Genomic DNA, 16,355 nt, shown 5'->3' on the forward strand with positions numbered 1-16,355 from the left:
CTCCAAAAGCAAAGCAGGGAGGCACTTAACAAGTTTACCGGTTTTACAATCCCAGAGTGTGTGCACTGTAGATCGCTGAAAGTACAGCCGATGGTGTCACAGGGAATGGCATGTTATGGATAGTTTCTCCCTCAGCACAGGATGCTTCAGCTACCCGCAGGAGTTTTTCATTATCCAGCTCTTTCATTCCCATCTGATGAAGGTTTGTAGGAAGCCCGACCTCCTTACAGAAATTCAGGACTGTCTGGATCTCATCCATAGGCGCATTTTCCAGCACTAACAGGACCAGCGTTCCAAATGCTACTTTTTCACCGTGGTAGAGATGGTGAAACTCCTCCACATGCGTCAAGCCATTATGTACCGCGTGGGCTGCTGCCAACCCACCACTCTCAAAGCCGATTCCGCTTAGGTAAGTATTCGCCTCAATGACATTATCAAGGGCAGTAGAACTTAAGTGGTTAATGGCGGAGATCTTGGCTTTGAGGCCATCGGCGAGAAGCGTCTCGTAACAGAGCTTTGCCAATGCTAGCGCAGAAGCTGTTGGCACACCCCCTGCCATGGTTTGTCCACCGGAGATACTGTTTGCCCGGGCTTCAAAATAGGTTGATAACGCATCCCCCATCCCCGCAACCAGAAGCCGGACAGGTGCGCCCGCAACAATATTGGTATCCATAATGACCATGTTAGGGTTTGAGGGTAAAAGCAAGTATTCACTGAACTCCCCCTCAGGTGTGTAAATGACGGATAATGCACTTGTGGGTGCATCCGTTGACGCAAGTGTCGGAACAATGACGACGGGAACGTTATGGTAAAACGCAGTTGCCTTGGCGGTATCAAGTGTCTTGCCTCCACCGATACCAATAACTATGTCATGACCACCGCTCCGACAGAGATCAGTAAGACGCTCAATTTCCGGGCGGGAACATTCGCCGCAAAAGGTTTCGATGCTGTAAGACATATTCAAAGCAGAAAAGCTCTGCGACACTGGCTCTACAACTATCTGTTGAACGGTTTCGTCAGCAAGCACGAGCGGATGACTGCCAATCTTTTCAACATATTGAGCGAGATTGCCAATAGCATCTGGACCTTGAATGTATTTTCCAGGACTAATAATTATCCTTTCCATCATAAACTCCTTGTTGGGGTTATATTACACACTTACTACTCAGTACTATTTAAGTGGATTTAACTCTATTTCTTGACAGGTAATTTCCTGCAATTTTTGGATAAATCCACGCGCTAAAACATGCACCTGAAATCGTTGCAACAATAGGAATAATAAAGTAAGGAATTGTTTTACCACCACTCAATGAAACATAATCCCAACCTGCCAAAAATGTGAACAATTTAGGCCCAAAATCTCTCGCCGGGTTCATTGCAAATCCGGTCAGCGAACCTAATGAACCACCTATTACGGCAATAACAATGCCAATAATGATTGGCCCTACAGCACTATTACTAATCCCACTATTCTCGTCAAAGACTGCCAATATTGTAAACATTAGAACCGAAGTGATTAAAAACTCGACAGAAAACGCACCAGCGATAGAAATTGATGGGTTAGGATAAGTGGAAAATATCGCTGCAGTTGAAAGACCGCTTTCTGAACCGCGAATTATCTGATGCGCAGTTTCATATTCAGTGAAGAGATTGAAATACAAAAGGTAAACCAAGCATGCTGCACAAAAGGCACCCAAAAGTTGGGATAGGATATATGGAATAATCTTCGATTTATCAAAGCCATGAAATGCGGCTAAGGCGATTGTGACAGCAGGGTTTAGATGAGCACCAGAGACCCCTTTACTGCAATAAATTGCGATGGAAACACCCAATCCCCATGTTATGCTTATCCCCCAAAAATCAAGATTCGCATTTGCCAATACAACCGCGGCAACACACCCAACACCAAAGAAAACAAGTAACCCTGTACCACAAAACTCCGCAATACATTGATAGTAAATATCATCTCTTTTAAAATTTAACATATACCCACCCATTACCGTGTTGTAAATAGTGACGATAGGTACAAGAGCGTACAGGAGAGAATATTATTGTGGTGGTACTATAGTACTACACATTAATTTATACACATTTCAGTATAGTTATATGTAAAATCCCCTTATCTATTATCAAGATATTTGAAGTCATAAAATCAAAATAAGTGATTAGTAAATCAAGAATATCCACCCAACTCTTAACATCATACTTAATTCTGCACTCTCGTTTGATAAGGGAAGCCAAGCGCATATAGAGAGTAGAACCAGGAGCACTCAGTGAGTCGCAACCTTCAATTAATGACATCAATTCTTTCAAATTGATTTTCGACATTACTCAGAGTGGCTGTTAGAGATCTAAGGTAATTATAATCAAATCGAAAGGTATTTCCCCACTTACCCAGCGAGTTAAGTAAAACCGGGATCACGAAGAACAAAGCCTTACATCACCTAACACACAAACATTTCGAAATAACTTTGCAAAAACAGGTTTTTACCACCAATTCGCAACATTTCACCCCATCGCATGTCGCTGATAGAGAAAAAATAATTTCATTCTTTTTTCATACAGTGGATAACCACTGAATAGATATGCAGTTCTATCCGACTTTTACAATGGATATCCCCTTATAGACAGTAGGTTAATCCTCCACCGTCAGCATGTGTATTTTTCCGTATACATACGAACATCATACTTCTCTAAAAACCTGATATACAACGGATGGAACGTGTTCCATTTGTAAGACGGCCATTTATATCCCGCCTTGATAATCACACTTAATATCTCCCCGTGGATAAAAAAACAAACAACACAGCTCAACATGAGGACAAAGAAGTGACCAATATTATTCATGGAACAGAAGACGACGATACGCTACGCGGCACCATTGGTGTGGATGTAATTTATGGATATGGCGGCAACGATTACATTCAGGCTGACGGCGACACTGACTATGTATACGGCGGTGATGGCGACGACACCGTGATTGGTGGTGATGACGCAGACATCGTTCATGGTGATGCGGGTAACGACTGGGTACGCGGCGGATTCGGCGACGATGTACTTTTTGGCGACAGTGGCGATGATCGCGTTGAAGGCGGCAGCGGCAACGATCAGCTGTTTGGTGACGATGGTGTAGACACCATTTACGGTGGCACTGGCAACGACAAAGCCCATGGCGGCAATGACAATGACACACTGCACGGCGGCGAAGGCAATGATGTGCTGTTTGGCGATCAGGGCGATGACACCATCAACGGTGACGAAGGCAATGACGTTCTTTGGGGTGGACAAGGCTCTGACACCATTCACGGCGGCGATGACGACGATTCACTATGGGGACAGGATGGCGCAGACTTCCTTTACGGTGACAAGGGCAACGACACGTTGCGCGGTGGCGTCGGTAATGACTACCTCGATGGCGGTTACGACAACGACATCCTGCTAGGCGGTGACGGCAACGACCACCTCGTGGGTGACGATGGCACAGATCCCAACGTGGGTACCGGCTCTGGCAGCTCAAGCGGCGTGAAACTCGAAGCAGATGGCCCTGCGGTAGAGAGCGCGTCCAACAGTGGCTGGACAACCACCACAGTGACCATTGATGGTGTACCATACGTGGTGACCACCCAATTTGGCTACAGCGGCACCACCATCATTTCCCGCGTAGAAACAGACGGTACCCTGACCGAAACTGACCGCATTTTCTTCGACAACAGCACCAAAACCGTCACCTCCACATCCGGTGGCGATATCACTGGGCAAATCCAGGATGCAGGTCTGTCTGTGAATGCGCTGGGCAACGGCTTGCATCACTCCAATATCTCAATGGTCGATGGGCAGCCTACTCTTTTCCTTACCTCACAAAACAGCGGTTCAATCACCACGTTCAGCATTTCCGCCGATGGCGAGCTTTCACTCGAAGGTGGCCTGTCTAACTTTGGTGGTTCGCAAACGTGGCTGCGCGACGGCATTATCCGCGAGAATGTCACCTTCGAAGCCAATGATGGCAGTGAGTACGTGTATGTAACCCGTCCTTTCTTCGACCGCGTTGATATCCTGACCTATGACCCGGCAACCGGCGCAATGGCGGAAACCGGAAAATCTGTCGCTGCCGGTGATATCGCATCAAGCATCGACATTATCGAAGCCTATGGAAAAACCTTTGCCGTCGCGAGCGGTAACGCCAGCGTCCACCTCTACGAAGTGAATGAAAACACGGGCGACCTCACCGCTGTCGATGTTGAATCGGTCACCAATGGCAGTGGCAACTCGGTCAACTTCTACCAAACAGCAGACGGCACCACGTATGCGATCACGTCCAGCAGCGGTGGCGACTACGCATCCGTGTTTAAACTGGGTGCAGACGGTTCGCTGACCCTGACAGACACAGTTTCAGGCGGCGGCGCTTACATGTCTTCTGCCGGTTATGTAGAAGGCCAGCCTGTGTTTGTGATGCCTAATGCAACCGAAGGCGTGGATCTTTTCACTATCGATGAAAATGGTCAGCTGGAGCTTCGCACTACAATTACTGACCTGCAAAATGACAACACGCCACCGGTGATTGTCCAAACGGCCGACGGCAGCTACTTCCTGGTCGATGCCGATGGCAATGCCGCCACCGTCAAGCTGGCAGTGGATGAGCTGTTTGGCAACAACGTCAACGACCAGTTGTTTGGTGGTAACGGTGATGACTTGATGGAAGGTGGCGCTGGGGACGATCTTCTGTTCGGTAACGGCGACAACGACCAGATCTATGGTGGCGATGGTAACGACCGTCTTGTGGGGGACAATGGCACAGCATCAGCGATCAACGAGATCAATGCTGACGACGCAGTCGCCAACGAAGCCAACGGCGGCTGGACAACAACAACCATTGATATCAATGGCACGCCGTATGTGGTTACGACTCAATTTGGCTACAGCGGCACCACCATCATTGCACGGGTGGAAAACGACGGTACGCTGACGGAGACTGACCGCATCACCTTCGACAATGGCAGCAAAACTGTCACTACCACCTCAGACGGTGATATTACCCAGCAGGTCACAGATGCAGGGCTTTCAGTAGGTTCTATGGGTAATGGCCTGTCGCAGTCCAACATGGCCTATGTGGATGGCGTAGCAACTTTGTTCCTGACCTCACAGAACAGCGGCTCTATTACGACCTGGCATATCTCAGACGATGGCACACTCTCCCTTGATGGTGGCCTGTCTAACTTTGGCGGCTCCCAAACCTGGCTGCGCGGTGGCATCGTGCGTGAAAACGTCTTGTTTGAAGCCAACGACGGGACTGAATACATCTACGCCACCCGCACCCAGAATGACCGCATTGATATTCTGACCTATGACCCTGAAACCGGCAAAATCGCGGAAACCGGTACGTCAGTAGCAGCAGGGGATCTGGTCTCTGGCATTGATATCGTTTCAATTGGCAGCCAGACTTTTGTGGCATCTAGTGGCCATGGCAGCGTGAATCTCTACAGCGTTAACCGCGTTACCGGCGATCTCACGCTGGTTGATACACAAGCATCTTCCGCGGGCAGCAATAACTCTGTCACCTTCTACCAAACGGCAGCAGGCGCGGTCTATGCAATCACCTCCTCCAGCGGCAGTGGCTATGCTTCCGTGTTTGCAGTCAGCGAAGCCGGCACACTGACTCTGACCGACACGGTCGAAGGTAAAGGCGCTTACATGTCTTCTGCTGGGTATGTCGACGGTGAGCCTGTGTTTGTCATGCCAAATGCCGCCGAAGGCGTTGACCTCTACACCATCGATGCCAACGGCGAACTGGTGTTCCAGCTCAATGTCACTGGCATTGAAAACGACATGACTCCACCGGTGATCGTCCAGACCGAAGATGGCAGTTACTTCCTTGTTGATGCTGACGGCAATACCGCCACCGTCCAACTGGAATTTGGCTATGCTGAACAGACTGATGGCAGCAACACCGGTAACGACCTGCTCTATGGTGGTGCCGGAAATGACATTCTCGAAGGTAACCAGGGCGATGACGTGCTGGAAGGCGGCGAGGGCAATGACATCCTGAAAGGTGATGACGGCGCAGACTTCCTTCATGGCGGGGAAGGTTACGACACCCTGACTGGCGGAAAAGGCGCGGATGTCTTCTTCTTCGACAGCCAGTCAGGCTCCGATGTGATCACCGACTTCAACCTTGCTGAAGACAGCATCCAGATTGACAGCTCACTCGCTACCAGCGCAGACATGCTGCTGTTCTGGCAGAGCGGAGCAAACACCGTGGTTTCTGTTAATGACGGTGCGGCAACTATCACACTGGAAAACGTGGATGTCGACATGGTCACCACAGACCTGTTTGATTTCACTTAACAGGGAAACCTCTCCCGCATAATAAAAACGGCTCGTCATGAGCCGTTTTTTCTTTGCAAGGCAAACCTTAACAGCGCCTGCCTCCGCCGTTGCCGTATCGATTTTCAGAGGGCAACCACGGTATGCTTCATCTTCCACTGCTGATACCAGCTTTTGAGTTCCCCAATGTGTCTTGGCTTACAGATAAAATAGCCCTGTGCATAAATAGAAGGGTAATGGGTTGCCAGATATTCAAACTCTTCTTCCAGCTCCACCCCTTCAGCAACAACCCGGCATCCGGTCTCTGCAGAGAAATCCACCAGTGATCTCAATATGGCCTGACTGAAGTGATCAGCATGGATTTTACTGACCAGAGATCGATCCACTTTCACTTCCGTAAAGGGTAAGTACCGCAGGTGCTGGAAATTGGCAAAGCCTGTACCGAAGTCATCGAGCGAGACACCAAAACCCTGCATCCTGAAACGGTTAAGTGACTCCAACTGTTCCGGCGAACTCAGCGACGATTCTTCGGTAATTTCAACGGTAATTCGCGAACGCTGCACCTTCTTATTGCGAAATAGCCCTTCAAGGCGTTGTGGTACATTCAAGTCGTCCAGCTGCTTGGCTGAAAGGTTAATGCTGACCTCAACGTCTTCGCTGAAAATCTCCGACAACTTTTCCATATCCGATGCCGTTTTCTCGGCAATCGCAGTGGTGATAAGGTCGACGAGGTCATATTTTATCGCCGTGGGGATAAAACAACTGGGATAAATAACAGGCCGGACGCCGTCGTCAATCCGCGCCAACACCTCGACACTTTCAACCCGCCGGCTAATGAGATTCACTTTGGGCTGATAATAAGGCAGTACCTGATCGTTAATAATGCAACGCATCAAGGCGTCGCGTGACAGGGCTGACGTCTGGCATTCGATTTTGTCTTCAATTTTATGAAGTTTGGTGAGTATATCTCCCAAGGCTTCAAGGGTAATGGGTTTGGCAATGCTGCCCAAAAGGTAGACCCACTGGAGCTTGGCAATTTCAGCCGCCAATTCAGTTACCCGGTTTTCAAGATCTGAAATAATGCATACTGCACCGCGATAACTCATTTTCCCCAGTTCACGGATCACACACATACCGTCAATATCCGGCATGCCCAAATTGGTAAACACTGCATCAAACCTAGAAATATCGTAATTGATTTCCTTCAATGCTTCCTGGGGACACGAAAAGCAGGTGACATTTTCGTATCCCAACCTAGACATCATTTGTTTGATAAGCATTAAAACAGATACAGAATTATCAACGACAGCGATATTTTTAGTTTTATTAACGCCATTCATTAACACTTTTCCTATTGAATGTTGATAGATCCCTAGCAAAGACAACAAGCAACAATCAGCGACATTTATAATCCATGCCTACACTGATACACGTTGCATAAATTAGCTAACTCTAATGAATAAACACCTCGTAAAACTGAAAGCTTTAGCTCAATTCCCTTAAGATTCAGTAATTACAAATAATATTAATAGAATACCCATTAGATTTAATCCATACACATTCCATTATTAACGTCACACAAATAAGAAACACACACCAAGATACCATTATGACTTTGATTTATATAAATATTTATTTTATATGCAACATTTTTAATATTAACCAAGCTTTACATGAAACATCGCTTATATAATAACCTGCGAATTTATGTATCAAAATTAATACACCACCTAACACACATCAAACCTTGGTCAAATGCGATATCAAATAACTTGATTTACAAGGGGGTAATTTACACAACAATGAGAGCTTGGTTCCTATTTGAAAATATAATGACACAAATATCAATCTGGTGACTTATTGAGGTATTTATATCCAGAGAAATGAACCAAATCCCGAACAAGACCATTTAAAGCAAGCCAACGCTGGTATTAAAATCACTGCAAGAGATAAATGGATAATACCCAGCGACGCCAGAAGTGGTACCACGCATCAATGATTACCCACTGGTTTCGGAATCACTTAACTCAGCCGTTATCCAGCGCTTGAATGCTTGAACCTTTTTTACCCGCAAATGCGATTCAGGGCAGACAAAGAAATACCCAAATGCCACTTTCTGATTGTGCTTGCGTCCAAACGGAAACACTAACCGCCCCGCCTCAACATCCAAATCTGCCAAGGCTGTGGATGTCAACGCGACTCCCTGTCCTTCGATGGCCGCCTGCATTGCCAGCGCTTCACTGGAAAACTGGTGGCCGCGGGTGCTGTCGATATCTTCAACACCGGCGGCACGAAGCCACATTCCCCAACACGGAGCCTGCGGTTGGCTTGTCTGCCAGTCTGACCGGAGCAACATATGGTGGCGCAAATCTGAAGGTGTACGTATCGGGTTTTTGCCTTGCAAAAGCGCAGGACTGCAAACTGGGACGACAACTTCTGGCAGCAATATTTCGCTGTAGAGATTGGCGTAATTCCCGCCGCCGTAGCGTAGCGCCACATCAACGCCATCATGACGGAAATTCACCAAAGACTCGCACGCATCCACACGCAACCGGTATTCCGGAAACTGCTGATAAAAACGTCCCAGCCTTGGCAACAACCATTTCGCCGCAAACGTCGGTGAAACACTGACCACCAGCTCATTGCTGTAACGTTGCCGCCGTAGTTGGTTAATCCCTTCTTCCAGTTTGGCAAATCCCTCTTCCATAAAAGGAAACAGCTGTTCGCCTGCGTCCGTCAGCGCAATTGCCCTGACCTTTCGCTCAAACAATTCGATCTCAAGGAAACTTTCCAGCGTTTTTATTTGCTGGCTGACCGCCGCCGGGGTTACATGCAACTCTTCCGCCGCCTTTTTGATACTCAGTTGCCGAGCCGTGCTCTCGAATGCCCGCAGTGCATTCAGTGGGGGGAATGATCCTTCCATAACTTAGATTATCTAACCCATCCGTTGTGAAACCTCGTTTGTCGCTCAGAAAATCCTAGCCCATGATTGAGCAAAGATTAAGCAAAACTTGATCGTTACCAAGGTCACCAGGAGGCATGACAATGCGAAAAGATAACCAACACACATTGCTGGTCGCACCATACGAACAGAGCCGGGAAACACATTTCGCCCTAAGCCGGATGATTTGGAAGGCGGTAGAAGGATTTATCGAGCATTACAAAGCGTATCGCCTGCATAAAGCGCAACAGAAGCTCTACCGACAGTTGGCTGACTATCCGGAATATATCCTGAAAGATTTGGGTTTCAACCCAGAGGAAACGAGGCAGATCCAGTTCTACTCGAACCGACCAAGACAACAGGTAGGCTGGCTAGCCGGTACACGCCGCTGATGGAGTGTGAAAACAAAAATGGCAGGCAACAAAAAGGGCTGTTCACCAGCCCTTTTCGAAAACGATGTCAGTCCCGTTGAAATTAACGAACCACAGCACCCCAAAGGTCGTATTCGTCAGCGTGTTCAATCGCAACATCTACGATATCACCCGCTTTCACGTTGAATTCTTCGTTCAGGTAAACCACGCCGTCGATTTCCGGAGCGTCCGCGTAGGTACGGCCAATTGCGCCTTCTTCGTCCACTTCATCGATCAGTACCTTCATGGTGGTGCCGATGCGTTTTTGCAGTTTCGCTGCGCTGATTTCCTGTTGAAGCTGCATAAAGCGGTCGTAACGATCCTGCTTCACATCTTCTGGGATCTGGTCTTCGATGTCGTTCGCTGCTGCGCCTTCCACCGGTGAGTACTTGAAGCAGCCCACGCGATCCAACTGCGCTTCTTTCAGCCAATCCAGCAGGATATGGAAATCTTCTTCGGTTTCACCTGGGAAGCCCACAATGAAGGTTGAGCGAATGACCAGCTCAGGACACATCTCGCGCCATTTCTTGATTTGCTCAAGGGTGCGCTCAGCTTTGCCCGGACGTTTCATTGCCTTCAGAACGCGAGGGCTCGCATGCTGGAATGGAATGTCCAGGTAAGGCAGGATTTTGCCTTCCGCCATCAGTGGGATCACGTCATCAACATGTGGGTATGGGTAAACGTAGTGCAGACGCACCCAAATGCCCATTTTGCCCAACTCGCTGCTCAGCGCCGTCAGATTCTGGCGAACAGGCATACCGTTGGCAAAACCTGTGCTGTGTTTGGTGTCAACGCCGTAAGCGCTGGTGTCTTGGCTGATCACCAGCAGCTCTTTCACGCCTGCATTTTTCAGGCGTTCTGCTTCGCTCAGCACTTCACCCACAGGACGACTCACCAAATCACCACGCATTGAAGGGATGATGCAGAAAGTACAACGGTGGTTACAGCCTTCCGATATCTTCAGGTAGGCGTAGTGTTTCGGCGTCAGTTTTACGCCGTGATCCGGTACCAGACTGGTAAACGGGTTGTGCTGTGGCTTCGGCGCGAACTGATGAACATGCTCAAGCACGTTCTCGTATGCGTGTGGGCCAGTGATACCCAGAACACCTGGGTGCACTTCGCGGATTTCATCTTCGCGTGCGCCCAAACAGCCTGTCACGATCACTTTGCCGTTTTCTTTCAGCGCTTCACCAATGGTGTCCAGAGACTCCTGAACCGCACTGTCAATAAAACCACAGGTGTTGACGATGACAACATCAGAGTCGTGGTAAGAATTCACAATCTCGTACCCTTCGGTACGAAGTTGGGTAAGAATGCGCTCGGAATCCACAAGGTTTTTGGGGCAACCCAGTGACACAAATCCAATTTTGTTACCGCCCGAAGTGGCAGTTGCGTCGCGGCTTTCACTTTGCTCCGCGATGGTCTTTTTCGCCGTTTCTAACGTCGTTGTTTTATTTGGCGTATAGGTTTCGACAGTCATCTTCTTTGCTCATCATATGCTGCTATTCGGGGGAACAGCGTAATTAGCCGGCGATTATACCTTCGCTGTGTGGCCGACACTACCTCAAGTTGTGGAATAGCTCACGGAAAGGTTGGGCAAGATAGGGAAAGGAAAATCAAGAAGCTGTGACCCAAACAAAACCGCCACAACAATGGTGTGGCGGTTTTGTTTCAATTACGTCGCGACGTTTTATTACCCACAGGCAATCTCATCAAACTCATCCAGATTTTCAATCGCATGGCGGAATACTTCTTTATCAAGTTTACGCTGTGTCACCATCTTGGAGATGATTTCCATTTTCTCTTCCATGGTCATACGACCACGGTAGGGCCTGTCTTGTGAGAGCGCCTGATAGACATCGCAGAACGTAATAATGCGCGAAGGCACATCCAAGAGATCACCCTTTTTCTGATAGGGATAGCCCGAGCCATCAATAAACTCATGATGGTTTGATGCCCATTCGCAAATTTTAGAGTTTGGGAACACTTTGTTCAGGGCGAATTCCGTATCTATGGTGTGGCGTTTAACGTAGGTGTACTCCTCCGGTGTAAGGGCGGCGGGCTTGTTCAGCAGTTCATCCGGCGTTCTGAGTTTACCGATATCATGCACTAGCCCCGCCACATACAGGAGATCGCGGGTCTGGCTGGGCAGATGCATCTTGCCACCTAGGTAGTGCGCCAGTTGTGCCACCCGAATGGAATGCTCGTAGGTAAAAGGGCTTTTCGCATCCACAATCTTGGCAAGGAAGGTCGCCACCTCTGTAATTTGCTCAATGGACAACTTTTGGTTGTACCATTCATCCGCGTCAAATGACTGGGCCATCATTTCAATATGGTTCACATCCATCTTGAACCAAAAGCCATCAGTATCGATAAGCTCACACATGACCTCCACCATTTCTGGGCAAAACATAGTGCCCGCTTTAGCACGAATACTCTCGCCGATAGATACTTTGTGCAGGGTGACCAGATCATCCTGGAGACCCGCAACTGAGCCTGCACGGAGGAAATCGACGCGGTCTGCCAGGAACACCAGAGCCGCAACGTCACGATCATCCTCAGGAATATCCTGCTGCACCAACTCTTCCCAATGGGTGTGGTGGAAGCGGACAATGTTGCTGAAAGCATGCAGGATTGAGCACTGCATCAAAGCGGTGTAGCCGCGCTCACAATGGGCACCTGCGGTCTCCGGTGCCATTTCCGCTAGTAAATCCAGATGTTCACGGCTTTTCGACACACCACAGTCATGGATAAAGCCCGAAAAGAAACTTTTCTGCACTTTTACCGGATCCCACCCCAATTTTTCAGCACAACATGCGCTGATGTAGGCGACACGGTGTCCATGATGGCAGTCATCCACACCGACGTAATCGAGTGCTTTGGCAAACAACAAAAGCGTGTGGCGCATATCCACTTCCAATACAGTGGTATCTAAAGCAGTAACCGTGGCAGACATCAGCTTCAATCCCAAAAAAGTCGTTTTTATTGATACCTTTAAGCTTAGTTACAAAGCTCAGCTTTGCCACAAGTTGCACATGAAGATTTTCAAATTAACGTTGCTATCTCAGTGAGTTAAGTAAATCGTAGTTTTATTCCAAGGTGACCTACTCCCAAAGAGTGCCCGGAAAAACACACTCCGCGTACAGTTTTTATCCACCCAAAGCCATCGTCGAAAAGCAGCCATCGATCGCGCAGCCTTTTTTATTCGTAAAATAACACCAAGGGGAGACTGGACGCTCTTGCTGTGGTCGCGTAAGGTATTGGCAGGAAAGAAAAATAAAAGGATTTACCATGCAACTGACCATTCCCGCAGATTACCAGCCGCTGCTTGGCCTCCGTGACACTGAAGTCGCGATCAAAAAGCTTAAAGACTATTTCGAATACGCACTGGCGTATGAGTTGTACCTAACCCGCGTTTCAGCGCCACTGTTTGTTAAGCCGGAAACTGGCCTCAACGACAACCTGAATGGCACCGAACGCCCTGTCAGTTTTGACCTGGCCGATGACAACGGCGCACAGGTTGAAGTGGTTCACTCCCTGGCTAAGTGGAAGCGTATGGCGCTAGGCCGCTATGGTTTTGAGACCGATGAGGGCCTCTACACCGACATGAATGCGATTCGCCGCGATGAAGAGTTGGACAACATCCACTCCATCTATGTCGACCAGTGGGACTGGGAAAAGGTGCTCGACAAGTCAATGCGCAGTGAAGACTACCTGCACGCTACCGTCGAAAAGATCTACAACGCCTTCCTGAAGACCGAAAATTATATCTATCAGGAATATCCGGTTCTGAAAAAGCGCCTGCCTGAAAAAGTCACCTTTATTACCTCTGAAGCCCTGCTGCAAAAGTATCCGGATCTCACCGCTAAAGAGCGCGAGAACGCGATTTGTAAGGAGTATGGCGCGGTGTTTATACAAAACATTGGCCATGTACTGTCCAATGGTGAGCGCCACGACGGCCGCGCGCCGGACTACGACGACTGGAACCTGAATGGTGACTTGCTGTTCTGGAACCCGGTGCTGGACAGCGCACTGGAGCTTTCCTCTATGGGCATCCGTGTCTGCGAAGATAGCCTGCAAGCCCAGTTGAACATCGCCGGGTGTGAAGATCGTGCCACCTTGCCATTCCACCGCAGCGTACTCAACAAATCCCTGCCGTACACCATCGGTGGCGGTATCGGACAGTCGCGCATTTGCATGTTCTTCCTGCAAAAAGCACACATCGGTGAAGTGCAGTCCTCCATCTGGCCGGATGAAATGATTGATGAATGTACCCGCAACCAGATTGTTCTACTGTAATCAGTCGGTACTATCACGCCGGTGATTTCCGTAAAGGCTCCTCTCCCAAAGGAGCCTTTTCTTTTCCCTGCGCCGGTTGGCGATAGCTTCTCCGCTCACCCATACTCTGTACACACAAAAAAACGAAGATGCCCGAGTTCAGGTTAGCCGGGAAATAACACCCGTTGTAAATCCCAACCCTTCCAAAATCCTCAAAAACGAGATAACACCACTATCTTCAATGGGTTAATGTATGGGAATCAACATCTAAGAAAAAACACAGGGACACCGATATGCTGATTAGATTTAGTTGCAAAGCGTTCTCGGACATCACCATGTTTGGGGAAGTAGGCAAACAAATGCTCAAGATGATGGGCCACAGCGACACCGTGCCGGGTGCCATTCTGGCGGAAGATGTTTCACAGGCGCTGGCATCATTGAAAGATGCACTGGCGAAAGAAAAGCTCCAGCACCACGAAGCGCCCCAGGACGAGGATGAAGATTTTCAGGATACCCCGGTCAGTATTGGCGACCGTGCTCTTCCCCTGATTGACTTGCTCACAGCCGCTGAAAAAGAAGGCTGCGATGTCATGTGGCAAGACGCAACAGGCAGCTCATTCCTGTAGGCGCAGAATAACGCCTGCAATCCCGGCGGGCGTTCCCTTTTCTCTCTTCTTTTCCCCGCCCCAAATGCTTGCGATCTCCATCAATATTGAGAAAAGGTTAACCACGAATAACCACCATAGTTACAAACTGTTAAGTGACTTCTGATACTATACCCATCAACCTGATACAACAGGCTGTGCCGGTTTAACACCTGTTTTGGCAACACTGGCACACAATAACTCTTGGGTCTGAACATCTACCCTCATGCCCAATTCCCCATAACAGGCCTACCATTAAATACCCAGAAAGGTTCATGTGAAACGACGTAAAAATTGCCCGGTGTGCTTACTTGCGAAGTGTGCGGCTAGCGCCCACCGTATCCCGCGCTGTGAACGCTGGAACTATTGAGGAAACTATGAACAATTTGCAACCTTGGCAGGAGCACATTCAATCCTTGCTGACACGCGCGGAAACCGCGTTTTCAGACGCAGATACCTATCAGCAACTGCTGGCCATTGGCTTTATCGTGATGGTTTCCTGGCTGGTGAGTTCGTGGATTCGGCGTAAAGTGCCTCTGCTCCGCCAACCGCCCGAGAATCCCAAACTCTATCCACTGAAAAATCTGGCTTTTAACTGCGGTCGGCTCATCTTCCCGCTGCTCACCTTGCTGTTTTTGCAGATCGCATTGAAATTCACGGCCACCTTGAACAACCCCGGCACCGAGTGGCTATTAATACTGGCACACGCACTCAACGCCATGTTGCTGTTCAGCCAGTTTATCCATGCTGCGATAAAACAACCTTTCGTCGCCAAATTTCTGCGCTGGGTGGGTTTACCGCTGCTGTTCTTTCACCTGATTGGCGTGTTGGACGAATTCACACAGTTTCTCGATAACATAGCGTTCTCGTTCGACGATACCCGTATATCGCTGTACAACATTCTGAAAACCACCCTGTTTGGCTTGCTGCTGTTTTGGATGGGAAGGGCGACCAACAAAACCGGACAAGTGATCATCCGCCGTCAGGAAGACATTGATGTCCGCACACGCGAGCTGATTGCCAAGCTGTTCGAAATCGGGCTGTTTATCGTGTTTGCCTTGCTGCTGCTCAAAACCGTGGGGATCAACCTGACTGCCCTTGCTGTGTTTGGTGGTGCAATTGGCGTCGGTCTGGGTTTTGGCCTGCAATCCATCGCCTCGAACTTTATCTCCGGCATGATCATCCTGTTTGACCGCTCCGTGCGACTGGGCGACTTTATCGAGCTGGAAGACGGAAAACTCGGCATGGTGCGCCAAATGCGCATGCGCTCGACCACGCTGGAAACCTTCGACGGCAAAGACATCGTGGTGCCAAACGAAACCTTTATCTCCTCCTCGTTTACCAACTGGACACAGAAAGATGACCACCAGCGTTACCGCGTGGATTTTTCGGTGGGTTACCGCACCAACGTGCGTGAATGTGTTGAGCTGATTAAAGAAGCCGTCGGCAATCACCCACAGGTACTGAGCGGTGAAGAAGTGCCTTTGGAAAAGCGTCCGGACTGTGAAATAGACAGCTTTGGTGATAACGGTATCAATATGTTTGTGGAGTTCTGGATGGAAGGCATTGATGACGGACGCAACCGCGTCGGCGGCGATTTGCTGCTGATCATCCTTGAAGCGCTGCAAAACAACGGCATTGAAATCCCCTTCCCACAACGGGAATTGCGGGTGCTCAACCCCAACGATTTCGCAGCCCAACAGTCTGCGAACAAACGCTGAACAAAATGCAGAAATAAATGAGCCACGCAATTGCGTGGCT

At 48.9% G+C, this 16,355-nt stretch carries 11 protein-coding genes; 5 read left to right on the forward strand and 6 right to left on the reverse strand.

Annotation, left to right across the window (positions count from 1 at the left end):
• Window positions 1-43: 43 nt before the first annotated feature.
• Window positions 44-1,126, reverse strand: a complete 1,083-nt coding sequence (locus KU854_RS09240) for a glycerol dehydrogenase (RefSeq protein ID WP_218358210.1) — start codon at window positions 1,124-1,126, stop codon at window positions 44-46.
• 49 nt (window positions 1,127-1,175) lie between these two features.
• The gene (locus KU854_RS09245; RefSeq protein ID WP_218358211.1) at window positions 1,176-1,985 is read right to left on the reverse strand and encodes an MIP/aquaporin family protein; all 810 of its coding nucleotides are present in this window, start codon (window positions 1,983-1,985) and stop codon (window positions 1,176-1,178) included.
• Window positions 1,986-2,829: 844 nt separating this feature from the next.
• On the opposite strand from KU854_RS09245, the gene KU854_RS25050 reads away from it, so the two are divergent.
• Window positions 2,830-6,342 (forward strand): alkaline phosphatase, encoded by a 3,513-nt coding sequence (locus KU854_RS25050; RefSeq protein ID WP_218358212.1) that lies wholly within the window; start codon window positions 2,830-2,832, stop codon window positions 6,340-6,342.
• A 104-nt stretch (window positions 6,343-6,446) separates the two neighbouring features.
• On the opposite strand, the gene KU854_RS09255 is transcribed toward KU854_RS25050, so the two are convergent.
• Both KU854_RS09255 and gcvA read right to left on the reverse strand, forming a co-directional pair.
• Complete coding sequence (locus tag KU854_RS09255; RefSeq protein ID WP_218358213.1) at window positions 6,447-7,661, reverse strand: EAL domain-containing response regulator; 1,215 nt, start codon at window positions 7,659-7,661, stop codon at window positions 6,447-6,449.
• 659 nt (window positions 7,662-8,320) lie between these two features.
• Entirely contained in the window at window positions 8,321-9,244 is a 924-nt protein-coding gene (gene gcvA / locus KU854_RS09260) for a transcriptional regulator GcvA (protein WP_218358214.1), read from the reverse strand.
• A 122-nt stretch (window positions 9,245-9,366) separates the two neighbouring features.
• On the opposite strand from gcvA, the gene KU854_RS09265 reads away from it, so the two are divergent.
• Window positions 9,367-9,654, forward strand: coding sequence for a hypothetical protein (locus tag KU854_RS09265; RefSeq protein WP_218358215.1), 288 nt, complete (start codon window positions 9,367-9,369; stop codon window positions 9,652-9,654).
• Window positions 9,655-9,736: 82 nt separating this feature from the next.
• Here KU854_RS09265 and rimO read toward each other — a convergent pair whose 3' ends face one another.
• Together rimO and KU854_RS09275 are read right to left on the reverse strand one after the other, a co-directional pair.
• Window positions 9,737-11,152: a 30S ribosomal protein S12 methylthiotransferase RimO gene (rimO, locus tag KU854_RS09270; RefSeq protein WP_218358216.1), complete on the reverse strand. Its 1,416-nt coding sequence runs from the start codon at window positions 11,150-11,152 to the stop codon at window positions 9,737-9,739.
• A 213-nt stretch (window positions 11,153-11,365) separates the two neighbouring features.
• The gene (locus KU854_RS09275) at window positions 11,366-12,628 is read right to left on the reverse strand and encodes an HD domain-containing phosphohydrolase (RefSeq protein WP_218358217.1); all 1,263 of its coding nucleotides are present in this window, start codon (window positions 12,626-12,628) and stop codon (window positions 11,366-11,368) included.
• Between the two features lie 335 nt (window positions 12,629-12,963).
• Between KU854_RS09275 and asnA the strand changes: the two genes are divergently transcribed.
• From asnA to KU854_RS09290, 3 genes are all read left to right on the forward strand, one after another.
• The gene (gene asnA / locus KU854_RS09280) at window positions 12,964-13,971 is read left to right on the forward strand and encodes an aspartate--ammonia ligase (RefSeq protein ID WP_218358218.1); all 1,008 of its coding nucleotides are present in this window, start codon (window positions 12,964-12,966) and stop codon (window positions 13,969-13,971) included.
• A 272-nt stretch (window positions 13,972-14,243) separates the two neighbouring features.
• Window positions 14,244-14,576, forward strand: a complete 333-nt coding sequence (locus tag KU854_RS09285; RefSeq protein WP_218358220.1) for a DUF1840 domain-containing protein — start codon at window positions 14,244-14,246, stop codon at window positions 14,574-14,576.
• A 395-nt stretch (window positions 14,577-14,971) separates the two neighbouring features.
• Entirely contained in the window at window positions 14,972-16,315 is a 1,344-nt protein-coding gene (locus KU854_RS09290; RefSeq protein ID WP_218358222.1) for a mechanosensitive ion channel family protein, read from the forward strand.
• Window positions 16,316-16,355: the final 40 nt, after the last annotated feature.

Origin of the sequence: Enterovibrio paralichthyis (assembly GCF_019209835.1) — a bacterium.
GTDB classification, from domain to species: domain Bacteria; phylum Pseudomonadota; class Gammaproteobacteria; order Enterobacterales; family Vibrionaceae; genus Enterovibrio; species Enterovibrio paralichthyis.

Coding starts and splice junctions, on each gene's coding strand:
- KU854_RS09240 (WP_218358210.1), bottom strand. CDS start 1,126: ATGGAAAGGATAATTATTAGTCCTGGAAAATACATTCAAGGTCCAGAT.
- KU854_RS09245 (WP_218358211.1), bottom strand. CDS start 1,985: ATGTTAAATTTTAAAAGAGATGATATTTACTATCAATGTATTGCGGAG.
- KU854_RS09255 (WP_218358213.1), bottom strand. CDS start 7,661: ATGAATGGCGTTAATAAAACTAAAAATATCGCTGTCGTTGATAATTCT.
- gcvA (WP_218358214.1), bottom strand. CDS start 9,244: ATGGAAGGATCATTCCCCCCACTGAATGCACTGCGGGCATTCGAGAGC.
- KU854_RS09265 (WP_218358215.1), top strand. CDS start 9,367: ATGCGAAAAGATAACCAACACACATTGCTGGTCGCACCATACGAACAG.
- rimO (WP_218358216.1), bottom strand. CDS start 11,152: ATGACTGTCGAAACCTATACGCCAAATAAAACAACGACGTTAGAAACG.
- KU854_RS09275 (WP_218358217.1), bottom strand. CDS start 12,628: ATGTCTGCCACGGTTACTGCTTTAGATACCACTGTATTGGAAGTGGAT.
- asnA (WP_218358218.1), top strand. CDS start 12,964: ATGCAACTGACCATTCCCGCAGATTACCAGCCGCTGCTTGGCCTCCGT.
- KU854_RS09285 (WP_218358220.1), top strand. CDS start 14,244: ATGCTGATTAGATTTAGTTGCAAAGCGTTCTCGGACATCACCATGTTT.
- KU854_RS09290 (WP_218358222.1), top strand. CDS start 14,972: ATGAACAATTTGCAACCTTGGCAGGAGCACATTCAATCCTTGCTGACA.